17 protein-coding genes are annotated in these 22,674 nt (G+C 39.5%); 14 read left to right on the forward strand and 3 right to left on the reverse strand.

Features of this window, described 5'->3' with window-relative positions; translation table 11 throughout:
- Positions 1-63 precede the first annotated feature (63 nt).
- The 4 genes from MKY28_RS31035 to MKY28_RS31050 all read left to right on the forward strand — a co-directional run bounded on the left by MKY28_RS31035 (position 64) and on the right by MKY28_RS31050 (position 3,555).
- Positions 64-1,200 carry a hypothetical protein gene (locus MKY28_RS31035; protein WP_340938381.1) on the forward strand — a complete coding sequence of 379 codons (1,137 nt, stop codon included), beginning with the start codon at positions 64-66 and terminating at the stop codon, positions 1,198-1,200.
- Between the two features lie 144 nt (positions 1,201-1,344).
- Positions 1,345-2,349, forward strand: a complete 1,005-nt coding sequence (locus MKY28_RS31040; RefSeq protein ID WP_100528110.1) for an HNH endonuclease — start codon at positions 1,345-1,347, stop codon at positions 2,347-2,349.
- A 21-nt stretch (positions 2,350-2,370) separates the two neighbouring features.
- Positions 2,371-2,691 (forward strand): nucleoside triphosphate pyrophosphohydrolase, encoded by a 321-nt coding sequence (locus MKY28_RS31045; protein WP_340938385.1) that lies wholly within the window; start codon positions 2,371-2,373, stop codon positions 2,689-2,691.
- Between the two features lie 342 nt (positions 2,692-3,033).
- Positions 3,034-3,555, forward strand: a complete 522-nt coding sequence (locus tag MKY28_RS31050) for an AbrB/MazE/SpoVT family DNA-binding domain-containing protein (protein WP_340938386.1) — start codon at positions 3,034-3,036, stop codon at positions 3,553-3,555.
- Positions 3,556-4,331: 776 nt separating this feature from the next.
- On the opposite strand, the gene MKY28_RS31775 is transcribed toward MKY28_RS31050, so the two are convergent.
- Positions 4,332-4,628 carry a DNA-directed RNA polymerase subunit alpha C-terminal domain-containing protein gene (locus tag MKY28_RS31775; RefSeq protein WP_445670940.1) on the reverse strand — a complete coding sequence of 99 codons (297 nt, stop codon included), beginning with the start codon at positions 4,626-4,628 and terminating at the stop codon, positions 4,332-4,334.
- A 728-nt stretch (positions 4,629-5,356) separates the two neighbouring features.
- On the opposite strand from MKY28_RS31775, the gene MKY28_RS31055 reads away from it, so the two are divergent.
- Entirely contained in the window at positions 5,357-11,890 is a 6,534-nt protein-coding gene (locus MKY28_RS31055) for a fibronectin type III domain-containing protein (RefSeq protein WP_340938388.1), read from the forward strand.
- A 777-nt stretch (positions 11,891-12,667) separates the two neighbouring features.
- Here MKY28_RS31055 and MKY28_RS31060 read toward each other — a convergent pair.
- Positions 12,668-13,747, reverse strand: a complete 1,080-nt coding sequence (locus MKY28_RS31060; RefSeq protein WP_101314450.1) for an RNA-guided endonuclease InsQ/TnpB family protein — start codon at positions 13,745-13,747, stop codon at positions 12,668-12,670.
- A 5-nt stretch (positions 13,748-13,752) separates the two neighbouring features.
- A complete protein-coding gene (gene tnpA / locus MKY28_RS31065) occupies positions 13,753-14,151 on the reverse strand; it encodes an IS200/IS605 family transposase (RefSeq protein WP_340938390.1) in 399 nt (132 codons plus the stop codon).
- An 816-nt stretch (positions 14,152-14,967) separates the two neighbouring features.
- Between tnpA and MKY28_RS31780 the strand changes: the two genes are divergently transcribed.
- From MKY28_RS31780 to MKY28_RS31100, 9 genes are all read left to right on the forward strand, one after another.
- The gene (locus MKY28_RS31780; protein WP_100529026.1) at positions 14,968-15,219 is read left to right on the forward strand and encodes a DUF7669 domain-containing protein; all 252 of its coding nucleotides are present in this window, start codon (positions 14,968-14,970) and stop codon (positions 15,217-15,219) included.
- A 255-nt stretch (positions 15,220-15,474) separates the two neighbouring features.
- Entirely contained in the window at positions 15,475-16,092 is a 618-nt protein-coding gene (locus MKY28_RS31070; protein ID WP_340938392.1) for a hypothetical protein, read from the forward strand.
- Between the two features lie 472 nt (positions 16,093-16,564).
- A complete protein-coding gene (locus tag MKY28_RS31075) occupies positions 16,565-16,771 on the forward strand; it encodes a hypothetical protein (protein WP_340938394.1) in 207 nt (68 codons plus the stop codon).
- Between the two features lie 194 nt (positions 16,772-16,965).
- Positions 16,966-17,958, forward strand: coding sequence for a WG repeat-containing protein (locus MKY28_RS31080; RefSeq protein WP_340938397.1), 993 nt, complete (start codon positions 16,966-16,968; stop codon positions 17,956-17,958).
- A 979-nt stretch (positions 17,959-18,937) separates the two neighbouring features.
- Complete coding sequence (locus tag MKY28_RS31085) at positions 18,938-19,102, forward strand: restriction endonuclease (protein WP_279303104.1); 165 nt, start codon at positions 18,938-18,940, stop codon at positions 19,100-19,102.
- A complete protein-coding gene (locus tag MKY28_RS31090; RefSeq protein ID WP_422395297.1) occupies positions 19,074-19,283 on the forward strand; it encodes a restriction endonuclease in 210 nt (69 codons plus the stop codon). The genes MKY28_RS31085 and MKY28_RS31090 overlap by 29 nt, the downstream gene beginning before the upstream one ends.
- Positions 19,284-19,638: 355 nt before the next feature.
- Positions 19,639-19,851 (forward strand): DUF4145 domain-containing protein, encoded by a 213-nt coding sequence (locus MKY28_RS31785; RefSeq protein WP_133120474.1) that lies wholly within the window; start codon positions 19,639-19,641, stop codon positions 19,849-19,851.
- Between the two features lie 189 nt (positions 19,852-20,040).
- On the forward strand, positions 20,041-22,137 hold the full coding sequence (locus MKY28_RS31095; RefSeq protein WP_100529024.1) for a CAP domain-containing protein: 2,097 nt from the start codon (positions 20,041-20,043) through the stop codon (positions 22,135-22,137).
- A complete protein-coding gene (locus tag MKY28_RS31100; protein ID WP_338709025.1) occupies positions 22,137-22,346 on the forward strand; it encodes a hypothetical protein in 210 nt (69 codons plus the stop codon). Before MKY28_RS31095 ends, MKY28_RS31100 begins: the two co-directional genes overlap by 1 nt.
- Positions 22,347-22,674 lie beyond the last annotated feature (328 nt).

Genomic DNA, 22,674 nt, shown 5'->3' on the forward strand with positions numbered 1-22,674 from the left:
TTCCACAATGAAGTTACAAGATCGAATTCATTATTTAAATCAATAATTTTAAGGAGCTACTTTATGAGAAAAACACTATTAACACTGACCGGTTTTATTTTTCTACTCTTAATGACGGCTACTCCTATGTATGCAGCAGCAACATCCTATGACTCCCTACCTAAGCCAGACTGGGTTGTTACACACGATGAAGTTAGTAACTTTGGAAAAATAAAAGATTATCTTTATTTGATGGATTCCTCAGGAAAGGTCACCGTCTATCAAGAAAAAACAAAGACTAAAATAGGATCTGTTGATGTCATTTCTTCATCATGGGTGCAATATAGTGGTGGATTTGAATATAAGAATCAAATATTATCCAACGGAAATATGTCATTTATCACATCGTACAAGGATAAGAAAAAAAATAGAGAATTCCCTCAACTTCGGATTTTTTCACCAAAAGGGAATAAGCTTTTGGATTACACGTTCACAGAAAAAACTACGAATGAAGTTGGGTCTTATATTATGGACGATGGTACATTGCTCGTTTATTTAAAACTTAATTCTTCTAAATATATGACATACCGTTATAGTGTAAATGGAAAATTGCTTAGTAAGAAAATGATTAATGAATTTATGTATTATCAACAAAATGGATATATCTCAACCATTTCTAATTGGTCCTTTGCTGGAGAGTATAAAAGTACACTCTCTTTTTACGATGATCAATTGAGAAAAGAATTTAGTTATCGAAACAATGGTTTGTCTTTTCGGGGAATCTTGAAAGATAAAACGATGATATTTACAAAATTTGATCAAGCTGGGTCAACGGCAGTCATTGCTAAAAATCCACAAGGAAAAACGCTCTGGACGAAAACAATATCAGAGTCTGCTGATTTTTTAATTGGAAACACAAAAAATTCATCTAACTCATTTATGTTACAAAGTATTAGCTCCATTTATGCTTTTAATTCTAAGGGTTTTGTAACCAAATCGAAAGTTTCAACTACAGGTTCATTTTGGATACGTGAATCAGCAGATGACAAAACTCTTCTCGTTGAAAAACAAGATGGACTACTAATTTTAGATCGAAGAACGCTAAAAACCATAACCTCATATAAAATAGACACTTCGGATAAACAATTTAATTATGCCGGTAAAAGGGTTGTTTACATTGTGGATCCACTGACTAGTAATGTGAGTAAATATACACTTTAATATCGAATAGGAATGTTGTTAGTTGCAGTGCAGTGGACTTGCCGAATTCTCATTGGACAAACTTCGATTGCGAGTATTGGTAATGAAAGTAAAATCTCTCATAGTTCATAGATGGATGTTGTATCAACATTGTGAAATAACAATATGATAGATCGGGGTAAAATAGTGGACTTCTTAGAAAAATGGCTACACATAATCCGTAATTGTTCTTTTGATAACACCTACAAAATGGCTTGGGCTAAAGCAATTACAGAAATTGCAGTAGAGCAAGAAAATTCAATTCAAATAGAAGAAGCATTTCTGGTTGAAATTCAGTTAAGGGATATTGCCAAAAAGGTTCTTCGCTATTATTTTGAACAAACCCTATTCTTTGATCTTCAGCAAAGTTCGAATCCTGTGAAGCCGCCTGTCATGTTGAGCATTGCGAAGGAACTGATAGCCACTTATCAGGCTCGTACAAGCTCGATTAAGCCAGTAAAATGGTTTAAGTCGAATATTGAGGCGGTATGCAGTTCAGAGTATGAGAAGGCTGTTTCTTCTACCGTAAGAGCTCTGAAATCGGATGTAAGTTACCGCTTCCTACGTGTTGAAGGTAAGGAAGTGGAAGGCGTATATCAATATGTACAGAAGGCGGATAGTTTATTTATGCAAGGAGAGGATGTACTTGCGCTTAAAGGTAGTCGCCTAATTGTATTTGATGCCATTAATTATCGATGGACGCAGATGTTAGAGAACTTCAATCACTCTCCACGACTTTCAAAGAAAGTACGAATAATCGACGAAGATCAGGTACGTCGAAAACCGCTTGGTAAGTTTGCAGAATTCATTGAAGCTGAGAACCCTGAATTTCACTGTTTTTTATGTGGAGAAAAAATTGTAGCTGAGACACCTGCTATTGATCATGTTATCCCATGGTCATACCTCTACTCCGATGATCTTTGGAATTTGGTATTTGCACATCGATCTTGTAACAGTAGTAAGTCAAATGTGATACCGCATGAGGAAAAGATTATTCAGCTAGAAGCAAGAAATCAAGTGCTTCTTCATCGTTTGAAGGAGAATAGTAAGCTGAATAAGCATGTCTCTGAGCTAGAATTGGCTATCGAGAGCAACATCGTACGGAAATTCTGGATTGCATGTCTGGGTTGAAAAAGATAGGAGGGTTTTGAGATGAAGACGTATAACAAACTTGTGCGTGATAAGATACCGCAAATTATTGAAACAAGCGGCAAATTATATGATGTGAAAGTCCTTAGTGAAGAGGAATATGAAACCGCACTTAAGTTGAAGATGCAAGAAGAATTAAACGAGTTTCTTGAAGCAAAAGACAATAACGAGCAGATACTTGAGCTGGCTGACTTGTTAGAGGTAGTCTATAGTTTTGCCCTTAGCCAAGGTACAACGGTTGAGGAACTAGAGAATATTCGTAAACAAAAACATGATGAACGCGGTGGGTTTGACAAGAAGATTATGCTTTTAACTGTCCAGTAGTCAACACCCCCTCACTTCATAGGTGGAAAAATTGAATGGCAACGATATTCTATTTGATTAGTGCCTAACTTAACTCATGTTTTCAGTCGTAGTTTAAATTGTAGTTGCATTATAAGTCGCTCTTTATGCGGCTTTTTTATCTTTTTAGGCATTATTCTTCTGTCATGAGGAGAAGAACGGATTCCGATTACCACGTAGACGTCTGCTAGTGGTAATCATATTATATTTCCTTTTGGTCTAGCACTAATAACACTCATAAACGTAAACTTGTTGTAAAAAATCATGTTCACTCTTACAATAAAAATAAGACATGCAGTTAATATTTTCGTGGGAGGAATTTCGATGAAACGGACCGGAATGAAGAGATCTTTGGACCGACTTGGACGTATTGTCCTTCCAAAGGAATTACGGGATACGATGGGAATTCATATCGGCGATCCGCTTGAGTTTTTCACTGAGGGAAAAGAGTTGATTTTAAGAAAGTATAAATCGACATTATGTGTGTTCTGCGGAGATCTGGATACAGATATGTATTTTAAAGAACAATTCATATGCCGGACCTGTGCACTAGACTTAAAACTTCAAGATAACATTCCCCAAGAGTACGTTCCTCAAATAGTAAAAATTCCTGCATCCCCGGAGGGTATCGTTCCTGATTCTAAACAAGATACCTCTAACGATTTCAATGAGAGAGCCAGCAACGATTATCCAGATTGGAGGCCAAAAACTGCTATAAAACTCAAACAGTTAAAAGAAATCATTGAGCAACAGCCCGACTTGTCTCAACAGCAAATTGCAGATGAGTTGGGCATTAGTCAAGGACGCATCTCCCAATTAAAGAAAATTCTTATGAAAGGAAATTAGTTCCGAAAAATGTAAAATAGTTTTTGCTTACCTACCGATACAACTTCCAGATTGGCTATGTATTATATATAGTCTAACGTTAGAAGGAAATCTGTAGCCACTAGTCAGTACTGTTTATGATTTCTTATCAGCAAATTCGACAAACGGCAGAAGAATTGATTTCGATGTTGACTACTAGTACACATCAGCTTGTAAATTACACATTTGAAGTCATTGAACTTAATGGTGAAGACACAGTAACATCATTCCATCAATGAGCAGATAATAAGTCAGTTCTTGGTCTTTTTCTAATAGGTAATGCTGAAGGAGAACAGCTTTATTTTCTGATAATTGCATGGAATCAAAAAGTTGACGATAATTATTATTTAGTAACATTCCCTTATAATAAGTCACGACCTATCACAGAATTACATAAAACAGAAGCATTCGGTAAAACGGCGGCTACTTCACTTGTTTGGAAGTATAAACCTATGAAACGAGATGGGAAAAATCAAGAAAGAAAACAGTATTTTAAAAATTACTATGGTAGTTTGAACGTTATCTCTACCTCAAGTTAACTCAGAGGTTGAGATGTTTATTGAGGATCTGTTCTTGCCGTGCAAAACCAGGATGAGGATGATTTATCTATACCTACTCGATAGATTGACTGAGTTTCCGGAAGGTCGTCTGTTGGAGAAACGTCACTTACAAAGAGAGCGAAACTTAACTTTGATTAAACTTGCTAAGCAGCTAGCAATTGATGGAGCAGCCATACTAAATAGAGATTCGATAGCATATTAATTTCCGACCCAGAATCTCTCATTTAATAGTTGGTATAATCTATTCTGTGAAGCCGTCCCAAATAACCTTATCTTGCATAATTCCATGTAACTGATATCCATCAACTGTTCGATGGTGTTAATTCTATGGCGCATCAGGCATAAATACATTCTCTTTTCAAATGAATGGTCCACGGGTGTTAAGAGCTCCTCAAGATCCAAGTTATATTCAAAATTATCAGCCAAGTTGAAGATCTCTCGCAAACTCAATGTCCATTTGATTGCACCGATAGAACAAAACAAATACACATTCATTCTAAAATTTGCTGAAGCAAAATTATATAGGGAGATTAAAGACTGGATCTATGCCAATATGAATTACATATTCGTTGTGGCAGGGGACTGGGTTTCTCAGCGAACATTTCAAATGTTTACACTGCCCATATATCTACTAGAAAACAGATAACGATGATCAAGTAATGGAGATCTAATTAAATGACAGCAACCTAACAAAAATATATCTTACTTATCATGCATAGATAGGTAGGTGATAGTATGTTGATAGATAATATAATTAATGTTAAAGTTACAATAACTGAATAACTACAAATTGCGAAGCACGCGATTATCCTAATTAACATAGGGATAATTGCGTGCTTTTTTTGTTTTTATTTGGCAGCTCCTCCTCGGTGCGGCCGACACAGGAGGGTTTCCAAAACAAAATACTCATATGTAAAGTGGCTACGAAAGCCACGCTATGGGTGGAAAGGAGTTAAATATGTACGCTAACGATATGGGAGAAGGTTCTAAATTTACTTTTTTGAGAGATTCACATATTAAGGGAATAACCAATTTTCCGGTTTGAGAATTTGGATGGGTGGCGACTAGAAGAGATCCCTACGCCTGGTTGTTATTGTTTCACGAATAGTAAAGAATAAACTTTAACTTTTGGAAATCATTACAATTATGCCCGTTAAATGGCTCCGTCATATTTAGAATCAAAATCGAATGAACAGGAATCATTGTCTATTAGAGAATATATCTTGAATAATAAGGATTTTTTTACAAGCAATAAAAAAACGAAAGAAGGCAGGTATTTTAAGATGAATAGATTGAGGAAAGCACTTATTTTGATGCTAACGATAGTCATTACCTTGTCTGGAATGACAATCTACCCAAGTAATAGCCAAGCTTCTGTTGCGCACAAGTGGTCTATGTACACGGTAAAGCAAGGGTATGCCTATTGGGACATAAGAGGTAATATATTTAAATCGGATTGGATTACGGGTTACAGTTCTTTTACTTTTGATAAGAATACTGGAACTTTTAACCTAGATGGTAATTACGGTCAAGCTAATACAGGTGTGGTTTATACTTATGATGATGCTCCTGGAAATAGAGGTAAAATAAAATATACTAGAGCATATAGTGAAGGTATGGCTGAATCAGGAGTTCTTGAAGCTTATGCCGCACCTATACCTGATACCTTAGTAGGGAGCGTGTACAGCTCTGTAGCCAATACCTACCCAAATAATGCTGTTGATCCTGATGGGTTCTATTATAAGTATGAGGGTACCATAAATAATAAAGTACCTGTTGTAGAAATTACTACTAAAGGAGATATGACCTACCTAAATGATCAGGAATCCTTTAGTATCTCTGGAACTGTACAAGATCCCGATAGCGACAATGTATTAATAACAGGGTTTATAGGTGGTATTGGTAAATCTGTAGAAGTCCATAATACAACTTCAAAAAGTCAATGGGTGTTATCATGGGATATAAGCGAGCTTCCATTAGGTACATATAGCCCCATTATATCTGCTGAAGACGGTATAGACATTGTAGAGGTAAAATATCAAGGTAATATAACTATTAAGCAACAAACTTATTATTACTGGAGCAAATTTAGAGTAGATAAAACACCACTTATCTCGTGGGCTAGATGGACATCTGATCAACACCCTAATTTACCTGGATTTTTCACAGGATACACTACTGATCCTGGAATGCATTCTTCTAAAGTTACAGGTACTTATTTTTACACACTAACTGCACAACAACCTGTAGGTTATATCCCACATTTTAATGATAATAGAAATGTAATTAGATATACCAGAGTTTCTGATCGTTTGTACTATCAAGAAGATCTACATTGGGCAGCGAATGGTGGACAAGATATAAAAGGTTCATTAGTACAAACTAACATTAAAGCAGCTCAAAACACTTATCCAGTAGATGGAGTTCACACAGATGGATTCTGGTACACAAGGGTAGGATTGGTGCCTAATACAAATCCAGTCATCAATGTGACTCAATCGGGTAACAAATCTATAAATTTAAAGACCGGGAGTGACACCTTTGTTATTTCCGGCACATCTACAGATGCAGATAACGATACCTTGTCCATTTCAGCGAGTATAGGTGGGGTAGAGAAACAAGTAGTTTTAAGTCAAACTAAGGATGATAAGGCTTGGACTCTTGTCTGGCGTACATCCGAGTTTAGTAGTAGTGGTACTTTCAGTAGGCCAGTAATTACAGTCGATGACGGTAAGGGTGGAATTTCAACAGCAACATATACAGGAAACCTAATCGTAAATACAGATTCCTTGTACTATTGGGATAAGTACACCACCAAAAATCAGGTGACTAGTTATAGAGAATCTAAAGGTACTACCTATAAAAGTGATATAGATAATATTTCAGGTTATCGTAACTATACGTTTAATAGCACTACTGGTGAATTCTCTGGTGTAGGAGAGTATCAAACGGCTCCAACATATCCAACTTGGGCAGGTACTAGATTATATTCGATCGGTTACCTTCGAAGTATGACAGAGTATGAAGTTACTAATCTGGAACAAACTCAAGTTACTAGACATGAAGCTGTAGCTAACTCAACAAATAAGATTAAGGATACGTTAGTGCAGAGCAATATTTTAGATATAGACAAAACTTATCCGGATGATGGGTTACACACAGATGGTTTCTGGTATATTAAAAAATCAACCACAAACATGCCACCGGTACTTTCAGTAGATAATTCTGATCAAAATATCGGTACAGCATCTGAGAAAATCAGCTTGAAGGGTAGCGCATTTGACTCAGAAGGAGACGAAATTTCCATTTCAGCAACATTAAATGGTATTACTAAATCGACCAGTGTTACAGGAGCTGGAACTTGGAAACTTGATTGGGCGGTTAATGAAGTCCCGGAAGGAACATATACGAATGTTAAAATTAACGGAAATGATGGGAATAAAGGCACGGACACAATAACCTATACCGGGAGAATCAACTTTGATATGGTCGCTCCTGAGAAGCCGGAGGTTACCTTATCTGAAAACGCATGGACAAACAAAGATGTGAAGCTGATAGCTAAGCATGGTGTCGATATTGGCAGTGGTGCGGATTACACTGAATATACGAGAGACGGTGAAACATGGCACAAGTACAATGATCCTTTAGTTATCGGGGATTCCGGAGAATGGACATATCAGTTCCGTACAAAGGACAAGGCAGGGAATGTTGGCCAATCAACGGAAGTCACTGTGCGAGTCGATAAGCAAGCACCCACAGCACCAGTGTTGAGTTTGTCTGAGGAATCCTATACACAAGATCCGGTAACGATTACCCTGAAGAATGGAACAGATGACCTAAGTGGGGCAGAACGGACAGAGGTTAAAGTAGGGACAGGAAATTGGACAACATATAATGGGGAAATGATTGTCGATGAGGAAGGAGAAACAGAAGTATGGGCGCGGACGATTGATGTCGCAGGTAATATCAGCCCTGAAGCAACTGCAAAGGTCCTCATCGATCGCACTGCACCAACAGAGCCGAGTTATACTCTCTCAGAGAGTCAATGGACAAACAAAGATGTGACATTCCAACTAAATGGTAGTCAAGACGCATCGGATGTATATTACGAGTACAAAATTGGTGATAGTCCTTACACTACGGGTGAAAGTGGCACCATTACAGAAACAGGTGAGCATACAATTACAGCTCGCGCCGTGGATGCAGTAGGGCTCATCAGTCCGGAGACTCAATTCGATATCCGAATTGACAAGGAACTACCTGATGTGGATTATGCACCTAATGGACTGCAATGGTCGCTGCAGGGTACCGATGTTCAAATTAAGGCATCTGATAGGTTGTCGGGTGTAATTGAACCGGTATATGTAGAGATTAGTCAAAGCGGACAACCGAGTGAAGCATGGCAGGTAATGCCAGACAACGGCAAAGTGACCATAGAGGACAAAGAAGGTATCTGGTATGTGCATACACAAGTGAAAGACAACGCTGGAAACACCGGTACACATACGTCCAACCCATATCAAGTACAGAAGGCACCCGATGCCCCAACACTGGAAGCAACAGCAATCAGTGCTTCTGAAGTCAAACTAAGCTGGGATTTACCTGGCGGAAATCGATACACATCAGGCTACACGTATACCATCAAAAACATGAATACCGGTACAGAGAAGATATTGGAGTATCCGGTTCATGAATACGTGGACCAGCAGCTACAAGGTGGTCAAATTTATAACTATCAGCTGACGATTCGAAATCATGTCGGGTCAGTGGAGACACAAGCCACTGCACTAACATATCCAGCTAGTCCTGGAGTCGAAATCAGTCCTATCTTTCGGACACCAGGAGAAATGTTGATTAACATAGATTCTGTACCGACTGCAACCAATTATCGCTTGAAGTTGATTGATAACCAAGGTGATATCATAGAAAACGGATTAGTTTCAAGTACTCAAAAAGCATTAACTGGACTAATTCCAGGAAGCAGCTACACGGTTCAAGTATCAGCAATTAATGATAGTGGTGAGGGCTTGGCTACTAGTGTCGGATTTTTAACCCTTCCAGAAACGCCAATGGGATTTACAGCTATTGAAATTAAAGAAGATAGCGTAATTTCAGAGTGGCAGAGCGTTACAACGGCAACCTATTACGATCTCTATCGGAATAACGAGCTCATGTATAACGGGGGGGATCTAAACTATAAAGATACTGGCTTAACCCCTGGAACAGCGTATGAATACGTAGTGGCAGCTGGAAATGAAACGGGCGAAGGTGATGTCTCGGAACCTTTGAATGTAATGACCTTGCCTGAACAGGATAACTCCCTAAAAATGCACGGTTTTAGTACAACAAGATTCACTGCGCAATGGAACGGCGTCCCAAGCGCAATCAAGTATCTCCTTCAGGTGTATGATCTCGAACAAAATCTTGTTGCCGAGTATCAAGGTCCAAATCTGGAATATACGGCTTCAGGACTTGAACCAGGAAAGGAATACAGCGTGTCACTGGTAGCTTTCAATCGAACAGGTGCAGGAAAAGCGAAGATTGTAAGGACAGTGACATTACCGAGTAATGTTGAATCTGTACAAGTCACTGGGATTGGAGAAACAGAAGCGGAATTCAACATATCATCCGTGACAGGTGCAACCCATTATAAAATTGAACTGAATGGAGAGGAATTCCTGACGAATGATCTCAACTATGTTTTGTCACCGCTTCAAGGTAGCACGGAATATAGTGGGACCGTACAAGCTGGTAATAGCTCCGGTTGGAGTGAACCGACAGCATTCAGCTTCTTGACTAATCCGGTGCGACCAGCATTACTGACGGTGAAGACTTTCAGTGAAACGGGGATGACATTAACCTGGGAAGAAGATAAAACGGCATCTCGCTACTGGATCACGGATGAGCAAGGTAATAGAACGGATGTAACAAGATCAGAATTTGACGTTGCGGACTTGCAACCAGGGTCAGAATACCGCTTTAAAGTAGCAACCGAAAATGCGACTGGCATAGGTTCTGAATCTGAGATCGTGTGGAGTACCCGAACCGAAGCGCCAGAACTAGAACGAGTGGATGTACAAAATTCAGATGCAACATTGAGTTGGACTGAACCCCAGGGGGCATTTCGATACGAGATTACAGATAAAACATCAGGTCAAGTGTATTACAGCGGATCGGAACCCGTTGCACACCTTGCGCAGTTGCAAGTGGGATATGTGTATAATTTAACGTTATCAGCATTCAATAAAACGGACCACGCGTCAAAAGGTGTACTTGTGAAACTGGTGACTCGAGCTGAACTGAACAATAGCAATGTCAAAATTACTGATGTGAAGTCTCACTCCGTAACAATGGAGATCGAGACAGCAGGACAGGAAATCCAGGAGTTCGTTATTTTACGAAATGGTGTGCAAATTACGAAGGTAGAAGCAGGAAGCCAAGTGAGCTATACAGACACTGAGGTGGAACCAGGTAAAAAATATGAGTATGAGATCATGCCAGTAAATGAAGGCGGCGAAGGAAAAGGCGTTAAACTGACTGCATTAACGGCAACGAAGCAAGTGTCAGCTCCAGAGGTGAAATCAGGGGATGATTGGGCAGAAATTAGTTTCCAAGCCGTAGAGCAAGCAAGTGAGTATGTGGTTCTGGATAAGAATGGAACTGAATTATGGCGTGGAGATACCTTGCCGATCCGTCTGGAAGGGCTAGAGCAAGGAACAAAAACTATCTTGAACATTGTGACAGAGAATGCAGCAGGGTATCCATCAGCACCGGTATCAGTCCCTGTGTGGACCCTACCATCAGTGCCTATGGGTATTGAGTCTAGTGCTTCAGAGAGATCCATTACGCTCAACTTCAGCAATGTGATGACAGAAGGCTTAACTAATTTTGTGATTTATAAAGCTGGAAAGGAAGTAGGACGTGTAGGTGCTGGGGAAAAATCCTGGACAGATAAAAATCTTACACCTAATACCGAGCATGTATACGAAGTGAGGGCTGTAAATCTTGGAGGAGAGAGTACGAAGGGGATAAAAGTGGAACAAACCACGAAACAGGAACAACCTGTAAATCCAGGCAGCCCTTCAGCTCCAACCCCTCCGACAAATCATGATAAAGATTCAGACAATCCTGAAAATGACAAACCTGATGATGTTGTTAAAGGAGATCAGCAGGATAATGAGCAGTCTGGATCGGTATCGGGTGTGTTTAAAGATGTGTCCGATTCAAGTTTTGCTAAAAATGAGATCGAAACCTTAGCGAAAGATGGTGTTATAAAAGGCATTAGCACAAATGCATTTGCTCCAAATAAAGAGATCACACGTATGGAATTTGCTGCATTAATTGTGCGTGTCCTAAACGCCAGTCCTGATGAATCCATCACAATGCCGTTCCAGGATGTTAAAGATAATGCATGGTATAGTGCAGAACTAAATGCAGCTATTGTTAATGGTATTGCAAAAGGATTCAATAGAAATGAATTCCGACCGAATGCTGTAATTAATCGAGAACAGGCAGCAAAGATGTTGGTCAATGTGTTGACTAAGGAAGGCATAACACTTTCAACTACAGCTCAACAATTCTCTGATGATTCGGATATTGCAGTATGGGCATTAGATGATGTAAAAATGGCAACAGAGCAGAAGTTCGTACAAGGGTATCCGGACAATACGTTCCGCCCGAAACACGGACTGACACGTGCTGAGGCAGCTGTAATGATCTACCGTTTACGCGATCATTTAAATTCGATTTCAAAGTGAAATGAACAAGCTATACAAACAACAATAATTTGATTAGCTTGAATGCGTGACTCTTTAGAAAACGGTAGGTACAGTCTGTCTCGTAGAGTCTGACGATAATTGAATATTTCACACATTTAGGACGGCGATGGAGCCGTCCTATTTGTCTCTGTTCCGAAATATCAGTCTTAACATCTTTCAGGATCCCATACGTTGCTTTGGTCTTTTGTGCCGGGGGTATAAACAAGACTTTAAAAAATCTTCCCTAGTCTTTTATAAAGAACAAATTTTCACTTTAATGAGTACCTATTTTAAAAGGTCACGCCTGTGTCTGATTATATTTAACATGAAGCTACTGAGAAGCATACGAGAAATAGGGATATGATAGGACTGGAAATAATTCCAATCCAGTGCGAATTGATAATACAGAGGTTGCTTAACGAGCAAGAGAATTAGGACAGAGGCATTTGGAATAAAAACATGTTCTTATCCCTAATTAGGGAATGTATCTAGTTGCTTTTAATTTATTTCGCCAACCTTAGGTTAGAGAGGTGTATGGCCCAGAATACAATAAATATATGGAGGAAAGGTTAACATTGGAAAGTTTTTCATTTAGAAAATATCCCAATGATATGGTATAACTCTTCTTGCTTTGACACTCCCACCCCTAAAGGGGCAAGATCACTAAAGTGATTGGGATTCTTAGCTAAGCTTAACGTCCTCATTTCATTTCTGCTTTGGACAGATGCTAAGATTAGGGTATGCCATTACCCCTCCTAAGACAGTGCATATAGCACCTTAGGCTGATTGACTGTTACCGCCAATCACAGTTGCGTAGCGAATATTCATCGCCCCAACGATATCACGATGTTTCTTGAATCCACATGGGCACTTATATCTTCTATCTTGCGCCTTGTTCTTTTTTGAACATGCTGGACAGGTTTGACTTGAATATGCAGGGTTCACATATTCCACTTTGATCCCTGCCATATTTGCTTTGTATTCAATGAATTGTGCCAAACGGTAGAATGACCAACGGTGTAGATTCTTTTCGTTTTTACGACTTGTTCTTGTCGTCTGCCTTATATTCGTTAGTTGCTCTAAGCGAATGACAGAAGTCTTATTTTCGACTGCGAAATTAACGATTTCACGACTGACTTTGTGGTCTTTGTCTTTCATCCATCGTTGTTCTTTATCATCTAACTTGCGAATAGCGTTCACTTTCTTTTGTTTTCCTAGCTTTTGACGAACACTACGAAACTTCCGTTTCTTGTATTTGTTTTCTCGCCCATTCCCAAAGAAGCGAGCGTGATCATGATCTGTGATGGCTACGGCAGGGACTTTCAGCCCTAAATCAACGCCCAAAATCCGCATACCCGTTTTTTCAGTTGTTGGCATGGTGACAGCAATTTGGGCTATCCACTTACCTGAGCTTTTCGTGACACGGAGCGTACCAAGTTTATGCTTCAAAAGGTCAACGTTTCGATGGTCTTTGTCGATGAACAATGCACGAATTTTTAAACGCTTAGATTTTCCCTCCACCATGAATGGAATGGAAATGTGCGTGAAGTCCAGAGAATAGTTTTGGTTATTCCATACGCAAATCGGTTTCTTTAGGATCGGTATGATTGCGTATTTACTTTTCTTAACTTTGGTAGAGAAGACACTATTTGCATCTTTAATCGTTTGATTTTTTACTGCACTTGGTAGATTAGCAGGAATGTCTTTTGTTGTCTTCTTCAACCTTTTCTTTTCTTCTACCATCTCGGCTACGAGTGTATTAACAACTCGGATATATTCATGACTACTTTGTTGCAATAGTTGGATCTGCTCTTTAGTCGGCAGCAGCTTTACCTTAACCGTTATGGTCTGAGACAGTTACTTCACCCCCTTGTCTTTTGTTGTTCAACATAACGCTTGATGGTCTCACTTGATACATATCCAGCGGTAGAAACAAAATAGGAACGTGTCCACAAACTGGGCAAATGCAGAAGGTGTGGAAACTCTTCTCGTAGTTTTTTTGATGTGACTCCTTTTATTTTTGCCATGATATCAGCAGGGCTTAATGTTGAAAGTGCATTGAGAAACATATGTGTATGGTCTTTGTCGCACTCCATGGCAACAATCACAATTTTAAGCTCTGCACATACCTCATGCACCAGTTCCTTGAAGCGCTGTTCTACCTCTAATTTGAGAAATATCTTTCTTCTGTATCGTGGGCAGAACACAAAATGATAGTTCAACAAAGATACGGTTGTGTTTGTTCTTCTATATTCATTCACATCTATATTGTATCAGTTTAATAGATGAATTGAAGCAAGCTAAAAAAATTAAGAACGCAGACATTTCGGATACTTGAAGCATCACAATAGTGATACTCCGTATCCGACCTCACTTTCATCCCACATCTAAAGAATTGGGCTTTATCGTTCGGAGATTCTGTAACTCCCTAAATAATTTCCCTGTTTTAAACAGTGCATCTGCAGTTTCTTGAAATTCTACGTTTTCCCTAGCTAAGAACTGTTTAGAAGGTCTTCCAACTTTCCTAGGCAGCTTACCTACATTCTCCGAAAGAATCATGTCCATAAATTCGCTTTGATCGTAAGTATACTCTGATCTATCCTCGAACCACTGTATCATCTTTGTTTGATACTCCAGTAATCTTATTCGTAGCTTCTCCAGATCAACCGGGTATCCTCGCTAGAACAAAACATAGATGTAATCCTGCTGACGTCTAATATTCTTGTTTTCATTCAGTTCGTTTATTAAACATATAGCATCTATGGATCGCTCATCAAACAGTTTCACCACACCGGTACGGCTCGCATTTCCTTCACTTGTTTTTTTGCCTATAAGTAGTCCATATCCAACGTAGCGTTCAATCTATTTATCATTAAGTTCAATGCCGCGTGATTTAGCTTGGGCTTTTAGTTCCTTCTTCAACAATTGTCTCACCTCGTTTTTTCATAATAGTCTGTCCAATTAATAAAAACAAAGGATTCGAATGGGGAAATAAGAGCATAGATGATACACAACTTATATTCTTCTGAAAGATAAGTCATGTTAAGATAAAAGAAATCGTTAATGGAGATAATCCGATGGGAGGGGTAAATTGTAGAGAAGAGATTTTGAGGGATACTATAGCAATTGTTTCAGCTAAAGGGATTCTCCTCTTTACACCTAAGGAAGTGATAGATTATATGAAGAGGGCGAACACACTTTTCGCTGAATCCACCATTAGAACCCACATTACTTCTAGGTGCTGCTCTAACACTGCACATCATCACAAATCTTCTTATGAAAACTATGAGCAGGTACAACCAGGTCACTACAAAATACTCAATCTGTAATATATATCTGCTTGTTAGGATGTAAGAGGCGATAGGGGAGGGATAGGTAACTGAATATAATCCTTCAGTATAAAACAAAGAATCGGGAATCCTAAACCTCGTAGGTGGGGGATAGGCGATAGTCAATCGATTAAAATTCATACTATACTGAAATCTATAGTGAAGTTATTTAACTACAGTTAGGGATATGAAGCATACGAAAGAGGAACATTAGAGAAACAATAACCAAATAAAAAAAGGGAAGGGAGCTATTGGATGAAAGAAGATAATAGGCTTAATATAATGGTTTACACACTAAATAGTGGTGTTAAGGGTAAGGTTGAGCTTTCTAAAGAGCAATCTGAAGAGTGGATTACGTGTTATAACAACGAGACTCGATTTATAACCTCCGTTGGTAAAGATATTTTCGGATTAAATGCAACTCTGGTAGCTGATTTTAAACTCGAACAATCCGAACAGCAAATTGAACTTGATACCCTTAACAGTTCCCAAACTAAAGAGGATATTACAGAAACAGAATTGAATCATGATAAAAGTAACTTACTTGAAACGGATATTTCATTATCCATACCTAGGGTTACATTCAAAATTGCTTGCAAATGTTCTGCTACATACTGCGCACCATATAAAAAAACTACTACATTCTCAAAATGTAAATATTGCGGTGAACGAGTCTTTGTAGATTACTCTGCTGGAATTATTGACACTCACTTTGGTAAAGGTTTATTCATGACAAATAAGAAGTACGTTAATAGAGAATGCCCGCTTCCCGAGGGCTATGATGAGCTAGTTGACACATACGTACCTAGAGACCAATTGCTTGCGAAAACGCTTCGAGATACACAAGAACATATCAGGGGTCGAGACTATTGAGAAGAACAGGATGGGCATGATCAGACTTGAACCGTTCAATCCGCAGCGACTTTCCACAATTCATCGCTTGGATTAATTCGCCCAGGTTTATGATTTAATTGGGGAGGGAGGACCTCCTAGCCATTACATATGAAGTGGCGCCGGGAAAGTTCCAAGTTGCTGTAGTTGAAACAATAATATTAAAGCAGGTATTTCACATTCTAAATATGCTTATAACAATGTATATGTTGAATGTCACGTTACGTAGATATAAAGGAGATTAATTATTTTAATAGTGAATTTTAAATTGATAATTTTGAATAAGTAAAATATAATTAAAGATTGTTTCATGTTAAAAATTACCTAGAGGGGAGGGAGAAAGTGAATCTAAGTAAATAAACACTAAATTGGGTTCTTATGCAAAGTTGCAAATGGTCTTAGTCAATCAGTATGTAAGCCTGAAGGAAGGCGATGTACTATTAAATTTATTGAAATGAAAGGAAGGACTGGGGCGCTTTTATCTCATCTGCCTTCTACCAAAAATGGTCAACGGAAGTCAGATGTCTGCCCAACCAACCACTTCTCCCAAGAATCTTTTGATCGTCCAAGCAACAATATAAGACTTCGCCATAACCATTTGGATAAAGAAGTAGAGCAGGTTATTCTAAAAATAAATAGTTGGAAAATGGCGTACTTTTAGGTGTGTTACCTTTATATGACGTCATGTTTTCTCTTCTGGCCCTGATTAGGTATATAACTAGCCATTATCAATAAGGGATTGCTACTTGCAGCTATCTTTTTGATTTTACTGTTTGCTAGAAGTGGATTGCTCATTTATAAGTTAGAAGTTTACATATATCAGAGTTTAATGAAAAATCAACTGGAGGTTTCAGCGTGAAAAAGAAATTGAGATTAGCATTACTGCTTTCTATTGTTACCATTCTATTATCTGTACTTTGCATTCCTACTCAAGTTTCCGCAAGCCAAAAAGCGATCCAAACGATTAAATTAAAACCTGGCGAAGCGAAGAAACTCAATATTCCCTCCCATTATACCAATAACACCAACGAAACGATGTATCTAAAACCCCAAGTTTATTTGTCCGGTTGGGGTCACGCTGGAGGAAACATGGTTTCGGTCACAAGCTCGCCAGCAATACTAAAATTGCTTCCGGGCGAAGGTGGCGCGTTTTCGTATACCGTCAAATTCGCCCCAAAGGTGAAACCTGGGAAATACCTGCTAGAACTCTCGGTATATGAAATCGGTGGTTATGTATGGAACGATTTTATCATCGAATTTATCGTTGAATCTGAAGAACCTAGTATTCTAAAAATCTTTAATGATGATCCTCACAATCAAAAGCTTTATGTTTACCAGAGTAGCCAAGGGACATACGGCTATGTTGATAAAAACAGAAAAATCATCATTCCGGCTAAATTTCAGACAGCCAAACCATTTAACGCTAAAGGGGCAGCCCCAGTCAGCATCAATGGAAAGTATGGATTTATCAATAAAAAAGGAGCCTACTTAATTAAGCTGCAGTTTGACGAAATTGATGATACTGGTTTTCATGAAGGATTGGTTGGAGTAAGAATCGGAAAAAACTGGGGTTTCATCAATGAAAAAGGAAAAGTTGTTGTGAAGCCTAAGTATGCTCGTATCTTTTTTTATTCGGAAGGGTTAGCTCCTGTAACTCTACACAACGGAAAAGTCGGCTTCATCGACAAAAAAGGTAAAATGGTCATCCCCGCGATTTACAGTAGTGTAACGAGCTTCAGTAATGGACAAGCTATCGTTTATAAGAATGGAAAGGCCTATTACATCAACAAAAAAGGAAAAGTGATCAAGGAGGCTAAAGACATTCTGAAGTGGGAATATGATGAATAAAAACTAGTATGAACAATGAAGTCCATCTCATTTGAGATGGACTTCATGTTTTACAGAACAAAAAGTTTTTCTTATTATTTAATAGCCGAGATCTTTTATGTGCCCGCATCTCAGTTCGATGATGCCCCAACACTGACTTCACTGGAATATAGATACTCTACCACCACTTTAACTGTAACCTTACCCTTATTGAGCTAATGCTTACATACTAAATCATGATACTCAAACAGAAGTTAAACAAGAGAGAAGAAAAGTAACCTCTATGAAACGTTTACTAATTTTACTCAATGCGAATCTTATCCCCAATCCCTGGAATGCTTGCTTCCATATTGTTGAAGGACAAATAGGCCATCTTGGAGTGGCCATAAGGTAAATAGATGATATCTGTCAGAAGAGCGAGACCAGGGATTCTTTTGTTGAAGTCCCTCTATAAAAAGGATGGGTTAAATTCGATGCTCCTGAGTCGCCTTAGCCACTCGTTTGTATGGTTTGAGTTTCAGATGAGGACAGACCAAACCGAATTTCTTCATCAATCCACGACTTCGTTTGAGATTATACATGATACTGATTTAGATGAAACGTGAAGCTTCCGGCGATGAGAGGTTTTCTTCGCCAATTTGAAGACATCTTCATCGCGCTGAGCCTTCTTTAAGAGTCCCCTCTGCTGCTTGAAGATAACGATTTAGCCGGATCATCCGTTTTAGACCTTGGCTTATAGCTTGTTGCATGAATTCAAAATCTTGATTTGCATAATACTGTGATCACAAATTCTATCTACAACCTTGAAATATATGGTATTATTGTACTGGGAATTAGAAGGGGTGTAGGTCTAATGGAGTATATTATTTTTCTGCTGATTATTGCTTAAGTTTTTGTGTTGTCTATATTACTTCTCATCTAGTCGAGAAAACAAAAGATCGTTGTATTTGATAAGGAGGACTACGAACTAAGAGATATTACATTAGCTGATATTGATAGAATGGAAAACGGCTCCGGTTTTGAGTTGTACTTATACAGATTATTAATCGAACTAGGCTATTCTGGTGTCTATAAGACTATAGGTAGTCGTGACTTTGGAGTTGATATCGTTTTTACTGATCCAGTTGGAGTTGAAAATGTCATTCAAGCCAAAGATATTCGGTAGAAATCCGGTAGGCATTATTGCTGTTCAAGAAGTTTTCTCTTGTATGAGATACTATAAGGCTAAAAAAGCGGTTGTCATCGCAACAACCAGATTCACAGATTCATGCGAAACGCTGGCTGGTGTAAATTACGTAAAATTAATTGATCTTACGGACAAGTCTAGCATTATAGAGGCTCTCTGATGATACCTTTGCAACTCATAATATAATTGAAGCGGAACCCAGAAGGATACTTGATGGCTATGAGAAATGGCGAGAAAAGTCTGAGGTTGTACCGTCAAAGTATATCCACTCTCCTAATAATTCGATTTCATTGATTTTAAGCCATTAGTGATGAAGTGCCGATATAATTATTATACGGAATCTAAAGCAAGTAAACTATTAGAATAGTGGGGTAGGTAAATGAAACGAATTACAAGTGAGAACTATTAGAATGCAGATGAACCTTTTAATTTTTTCGGTTACAGAGATCCTCTGACAGGTGAATATCAAAAAATTACGGAGACATCTCTAATAGAGTCGATTGATAACACTATCAATGGATCAAGCATTTAAAGCTTTTGAGGCAACGATTTCCCATATTCATGAAAAGATATGCGGATCAAATTACACTGGAACCACTCGTTTGCAGCTCTCGTCTATGATAGACAGGATGTCAAAGAGAAATATGATTGATCAAGAAAAGCAGTCTAGATATCACAAGCTAAGAAATATTAGAAATATGAACGCTCACCCATCTTTTCAAACGTAACTTGGATTGCCTCCTTATGATGTTTTGAAGAATATATGTTCAGAGATAGATTTCTTGATTCATGCTTTACATAATCAGGACAAGTGAAAATTAAATTTTTGAATAATCGTTATGGGAAATTGGATGCGAACGCGTCCCAAACATACTAGTAAAATTCGTAAATAAGGGATGCAGAGAGGATAAACGAATATGAAATCAAGCGAACGCAGCAAGAAAGACATGCAAAATCAAGGGAATACCCGGAAAAAGGGACGTGGGTGGGGTATATATATGCTCGCTGCAACCTTTGCCCTAACTGTCATCGTGCCGGCTTATCCAGTGGATCACGCATCGGCGGCATCGGCTACGATGGTCTCCCAAGGAGGATTCACACAGGATCAACTCGACGGATTGGCTTATCTGAATGAGATTCGGGCGAAGGTAGGCGTAGGCCCCTTGGAGCTTGATGCGAGATTGTCTCAGGCGTCTCAAGCACACGCGACATATTACAATACAACTCAGTTCAAAGGAAGGACGGCCCATGAGGAGGGACCGGGTACCCCAGGGTTTACGGGAGTGACAGCAGGAGACCGGGGAAAGGCAGCTGGATGGCCAAATAAATCGATAGCTGAAGTCATGTCTTTTAATATGGCAACAACACGTCAAGCGGTCGATGCCTGGCTAAGCACCGCTTATCATCGCCAGATTATATTGGATGAGCAGTACACATCGGTCGGCATTGGATTACAGAATGGTACTGCTGTCATGAACCCAGCCTTCATGAAGTTACAGAAGGATAGTACGGAAGCGAGAGTATATCCGTATGACGGAATGAAAGAAGCGGACGTTGGTTTCTACGGATTCGAGAGGCCGAATCCTCTTGTCCGCTTCGGTGTTGAACACTCGGGTGGCATCATCTCCGCTTCAGCAGGCTTCGCCATCGATTCGTTTGAAGCCAGCATTTTGGATTCTCAAGGACAAGATGTTCCGTACTACAGTGAACTGCATGGCAATACGGTGTTCTTGTATCCCAAGGATGTGCTGGACGGCTACAGCGTCTATACGGTGAAGTTTGATTATACGCTGTATAAGGAGTCGCAGCGACGAAGCAAAACTTGGTCGTTCACGACAGGGAAAGGAAACACGATGAAGGGTTTATCTGCTCAATACGACGAATTGGTGTTGAATTCAGGAAGTAAGTTGCCGATGCAGATCGTGGCCTCTTACGACGACGGGACATTCGCAACTCCAAAAACGGCGATCGCATACTCCAGCAGTTCCCCTGCGGGTCTGAAAGTTTCGCCGGATGGCATGCTCGAAGCAGTTAAGCCTGGCAGTTACAAGGTAACGCTCAGCTCCGGTGAGGTGAAGGGAACAGTACCGGTACGAGTATTCGAGCGCCTCAAGAGCAAGAGCTACCCATCAACTGATCCGGCCAAGGTCAATGATATCGCAGGACGTGCCGACCAAGCAGCGATAGAGTGGGCGCTTCGTTCAGGCATCGCTGGAGCGGACGCAAAAGGAAAATTCCGGCCAGAAGATTCCGTGAGTGAAGCTCAGTTCCTTATCATGCTGCTACGCACCTACAAAATTGATGACGAATCGTATGCTTCCAAGAAAAAGAAGCACTGGGCGGAAGGCGCATACAACGTGGCCAAGGCCCGCAATCTGCTACTGTTCAGCTCAGGTCCGGGCAAAAGCGAATTCCGGGATAAGCCAATTAACCGTTATCGCGCAGCTGGCCTGATCGCGTCGATGGACGGTGTGAATTTCGATTTTACCTATGCAGTGAACTACGTGCTGGCTCATAATTACATGCGCGGAACTGAAGGCAATCAGAGTAAGATGTTTGGTTCCAACGATATCGTTACTCGAGCACAGGCAGCAGTGATTTTGATGCAATTGCAGTCCAACATGAAGCAATTGGTTGGAGCACCGAAATCAGGCACTTCCGAGAAAAAACTACCTGAACAGCTGTTTCCGGAAGTGTATATTAAACCGGCACTTGGTAGCAAAACGTTGATTGTTGAATTCGGCACAGACGGCAGGTTGTTGGTGGAAGGGAAATTCATAGATCAGGCGAGCAAGCAATTGGAGATTCAGATCGATCAGCATCAGGATAGCGTTCAAAGTGGAAAGATGCTGGAGAAAATTCCAGTGCAGATTGATTCATCAGGTCACTTCTCCATTTCGTCCACGGGTACGTATAGCGATGCTACACTAAATGTGTATCTAAGGACGCAAGGAGTGGTTTATGCCATCGGGGTCAAAAGAGGCACAATGAACGCGTCGGATTTTTCGAAATAATGACCGAACAAAATGTTCACAACTTAAGAACGATAGGCGAAGAAGCGTCCGAGCAGGTGAGGACGCTTCAACGTGTCGTGTCGCAGGACAAGAATATTGCTCCATTCAAAGTCGCTATTGTAGCGGCTTTTTTATTTTATCGGTACAAGTTAGTGTCCCGAGCCAAGGACAAGAACTTGTACCGATTGCCGGAATGGAAAAGAACATAGTCCGATTACCGATTAGGTGTACATCTAAGTGTAGAAGAGAGTCTCTTTTGAGCGATTAACTGATAACAGTATGATTAAGAGACTAGCTTCAACGCTAAGAGGTATCCACCGGAACTGTAATCGTATTTGAATTAGATAAATTAAGTTCGTTATCAAGCACTTTAGCTAAGAAAAGGAAGCTGAATGTGATTTTGGAGCAAGGGAGGAGAATATTCAAATATCGTACTTAGTGCTGATCTGTGCTTGTTAATTAATTTGCAATTTTAAGTTTATGTGTATGTACTTCATATAATTAAGAAATATATGTGCTATTATAATAGCGGCAAAC

The sequence above is a fragment of the Paenibacillus sp. FSL R5-0473 genome (genome assembly GCF_038004565.1).
Taxonomy (GTDB): domain Bacteria; phylum Bacillota; class Bacilli; order Paenibacillales; family Paenibacillaceae; genus Paenibacillus; species Paenibacillus amylolyticus.

Bases quoted from the DNA above. Each gene is read 5' to 3' on its own strand.
- MKY28_RS31035 (WP_340938381.1), top strand. From the start codon at position 64: ATGAGAAAAACACTATTAACACTGACCGGTTTTATTTTTCTACTCTTA.
- MKY28_RS31040 (WP_100528110.1), top strand. From the start codon at position 1,345: ATGATAGATCGGGGTAAAATAGTGGACTTCTTAGAAAAATGGCTACAC.
- MKY28_RS31045 (WP_340938385.1), top strand. From the start codon at position 2,371: ATGAAGACGTATAACAAACTTGTGCGTGATAAGATACCGCAAATTATT.
- MKY28_RS31050 (WP_340938386.1), top strand. From the start codon at position 3,034: ATGAAACGGACCGGAATGAAGAGATCTTTGGACCGACTTGGACGTATT.
- MKY28_RS31775 (WP_445670940.1), bottom strand. From the start codon at position 4,628: ATGAATGTGTATTTGTTTTGTTCTATCGGTGCAATCAAATGGACATTG.
- MKY28_RS31780 (WP_100529026.1), top strand. From the start codon at position 14,968: ATGGGAGGGGTAAATTGTAGAGAAGAGATTTTGAGGGATACTATAGCA.
- MKY28_RS31070 (WP_340938392.1), top strand. From the start codon at position 15,475: ATGAAAGAAGATAATAGGCTTAATATAATGGTTTACACACTAAATAGT.
- MKY28_RS31075 (WP_340938394.1), top strand. From the start codon at position 16,565: ATGAAAGGAAGGACTGGGGCGCTTTTATCTCATCTGCCTTCTACCAAA.
- MKY28_RS31085 (WP_279303104.1), top strand. From the start codon at position 18,938: ATGGAAAACGGCTCCGGTTTTGAGTTGTACTTATACAGATTATTAATC.
- MKY28_RS31090 (WP_422395297.1), top strand. From the start codon at position 19,074: ATGTCATTCAAGCCAAAGATATTCGGTAGAAATCCGGTAGGCATTATT.
- MKY28_RS31785 (WP_133120474.1), top strand. From the start codon at position 19,639: ATGGATCAAGCATTTAAAGCTTTTGAGGCAACGATTTCCCATATTCAT.
- MKY28_RS31095 (WP_100529024.1), top strand. From the start codon at position 20,041: ATGAAATCAAGCGAACGCAGCAAGAAAGACATGCAAAATCAAGGGAAT.
- MKY28_RS31100 (WP_338709025.1), top strand. From the start codon at position 22,137: ATGACCGAACAAAATGTTCACAACTTAAGAACGATAGGCGAAGAAGCG.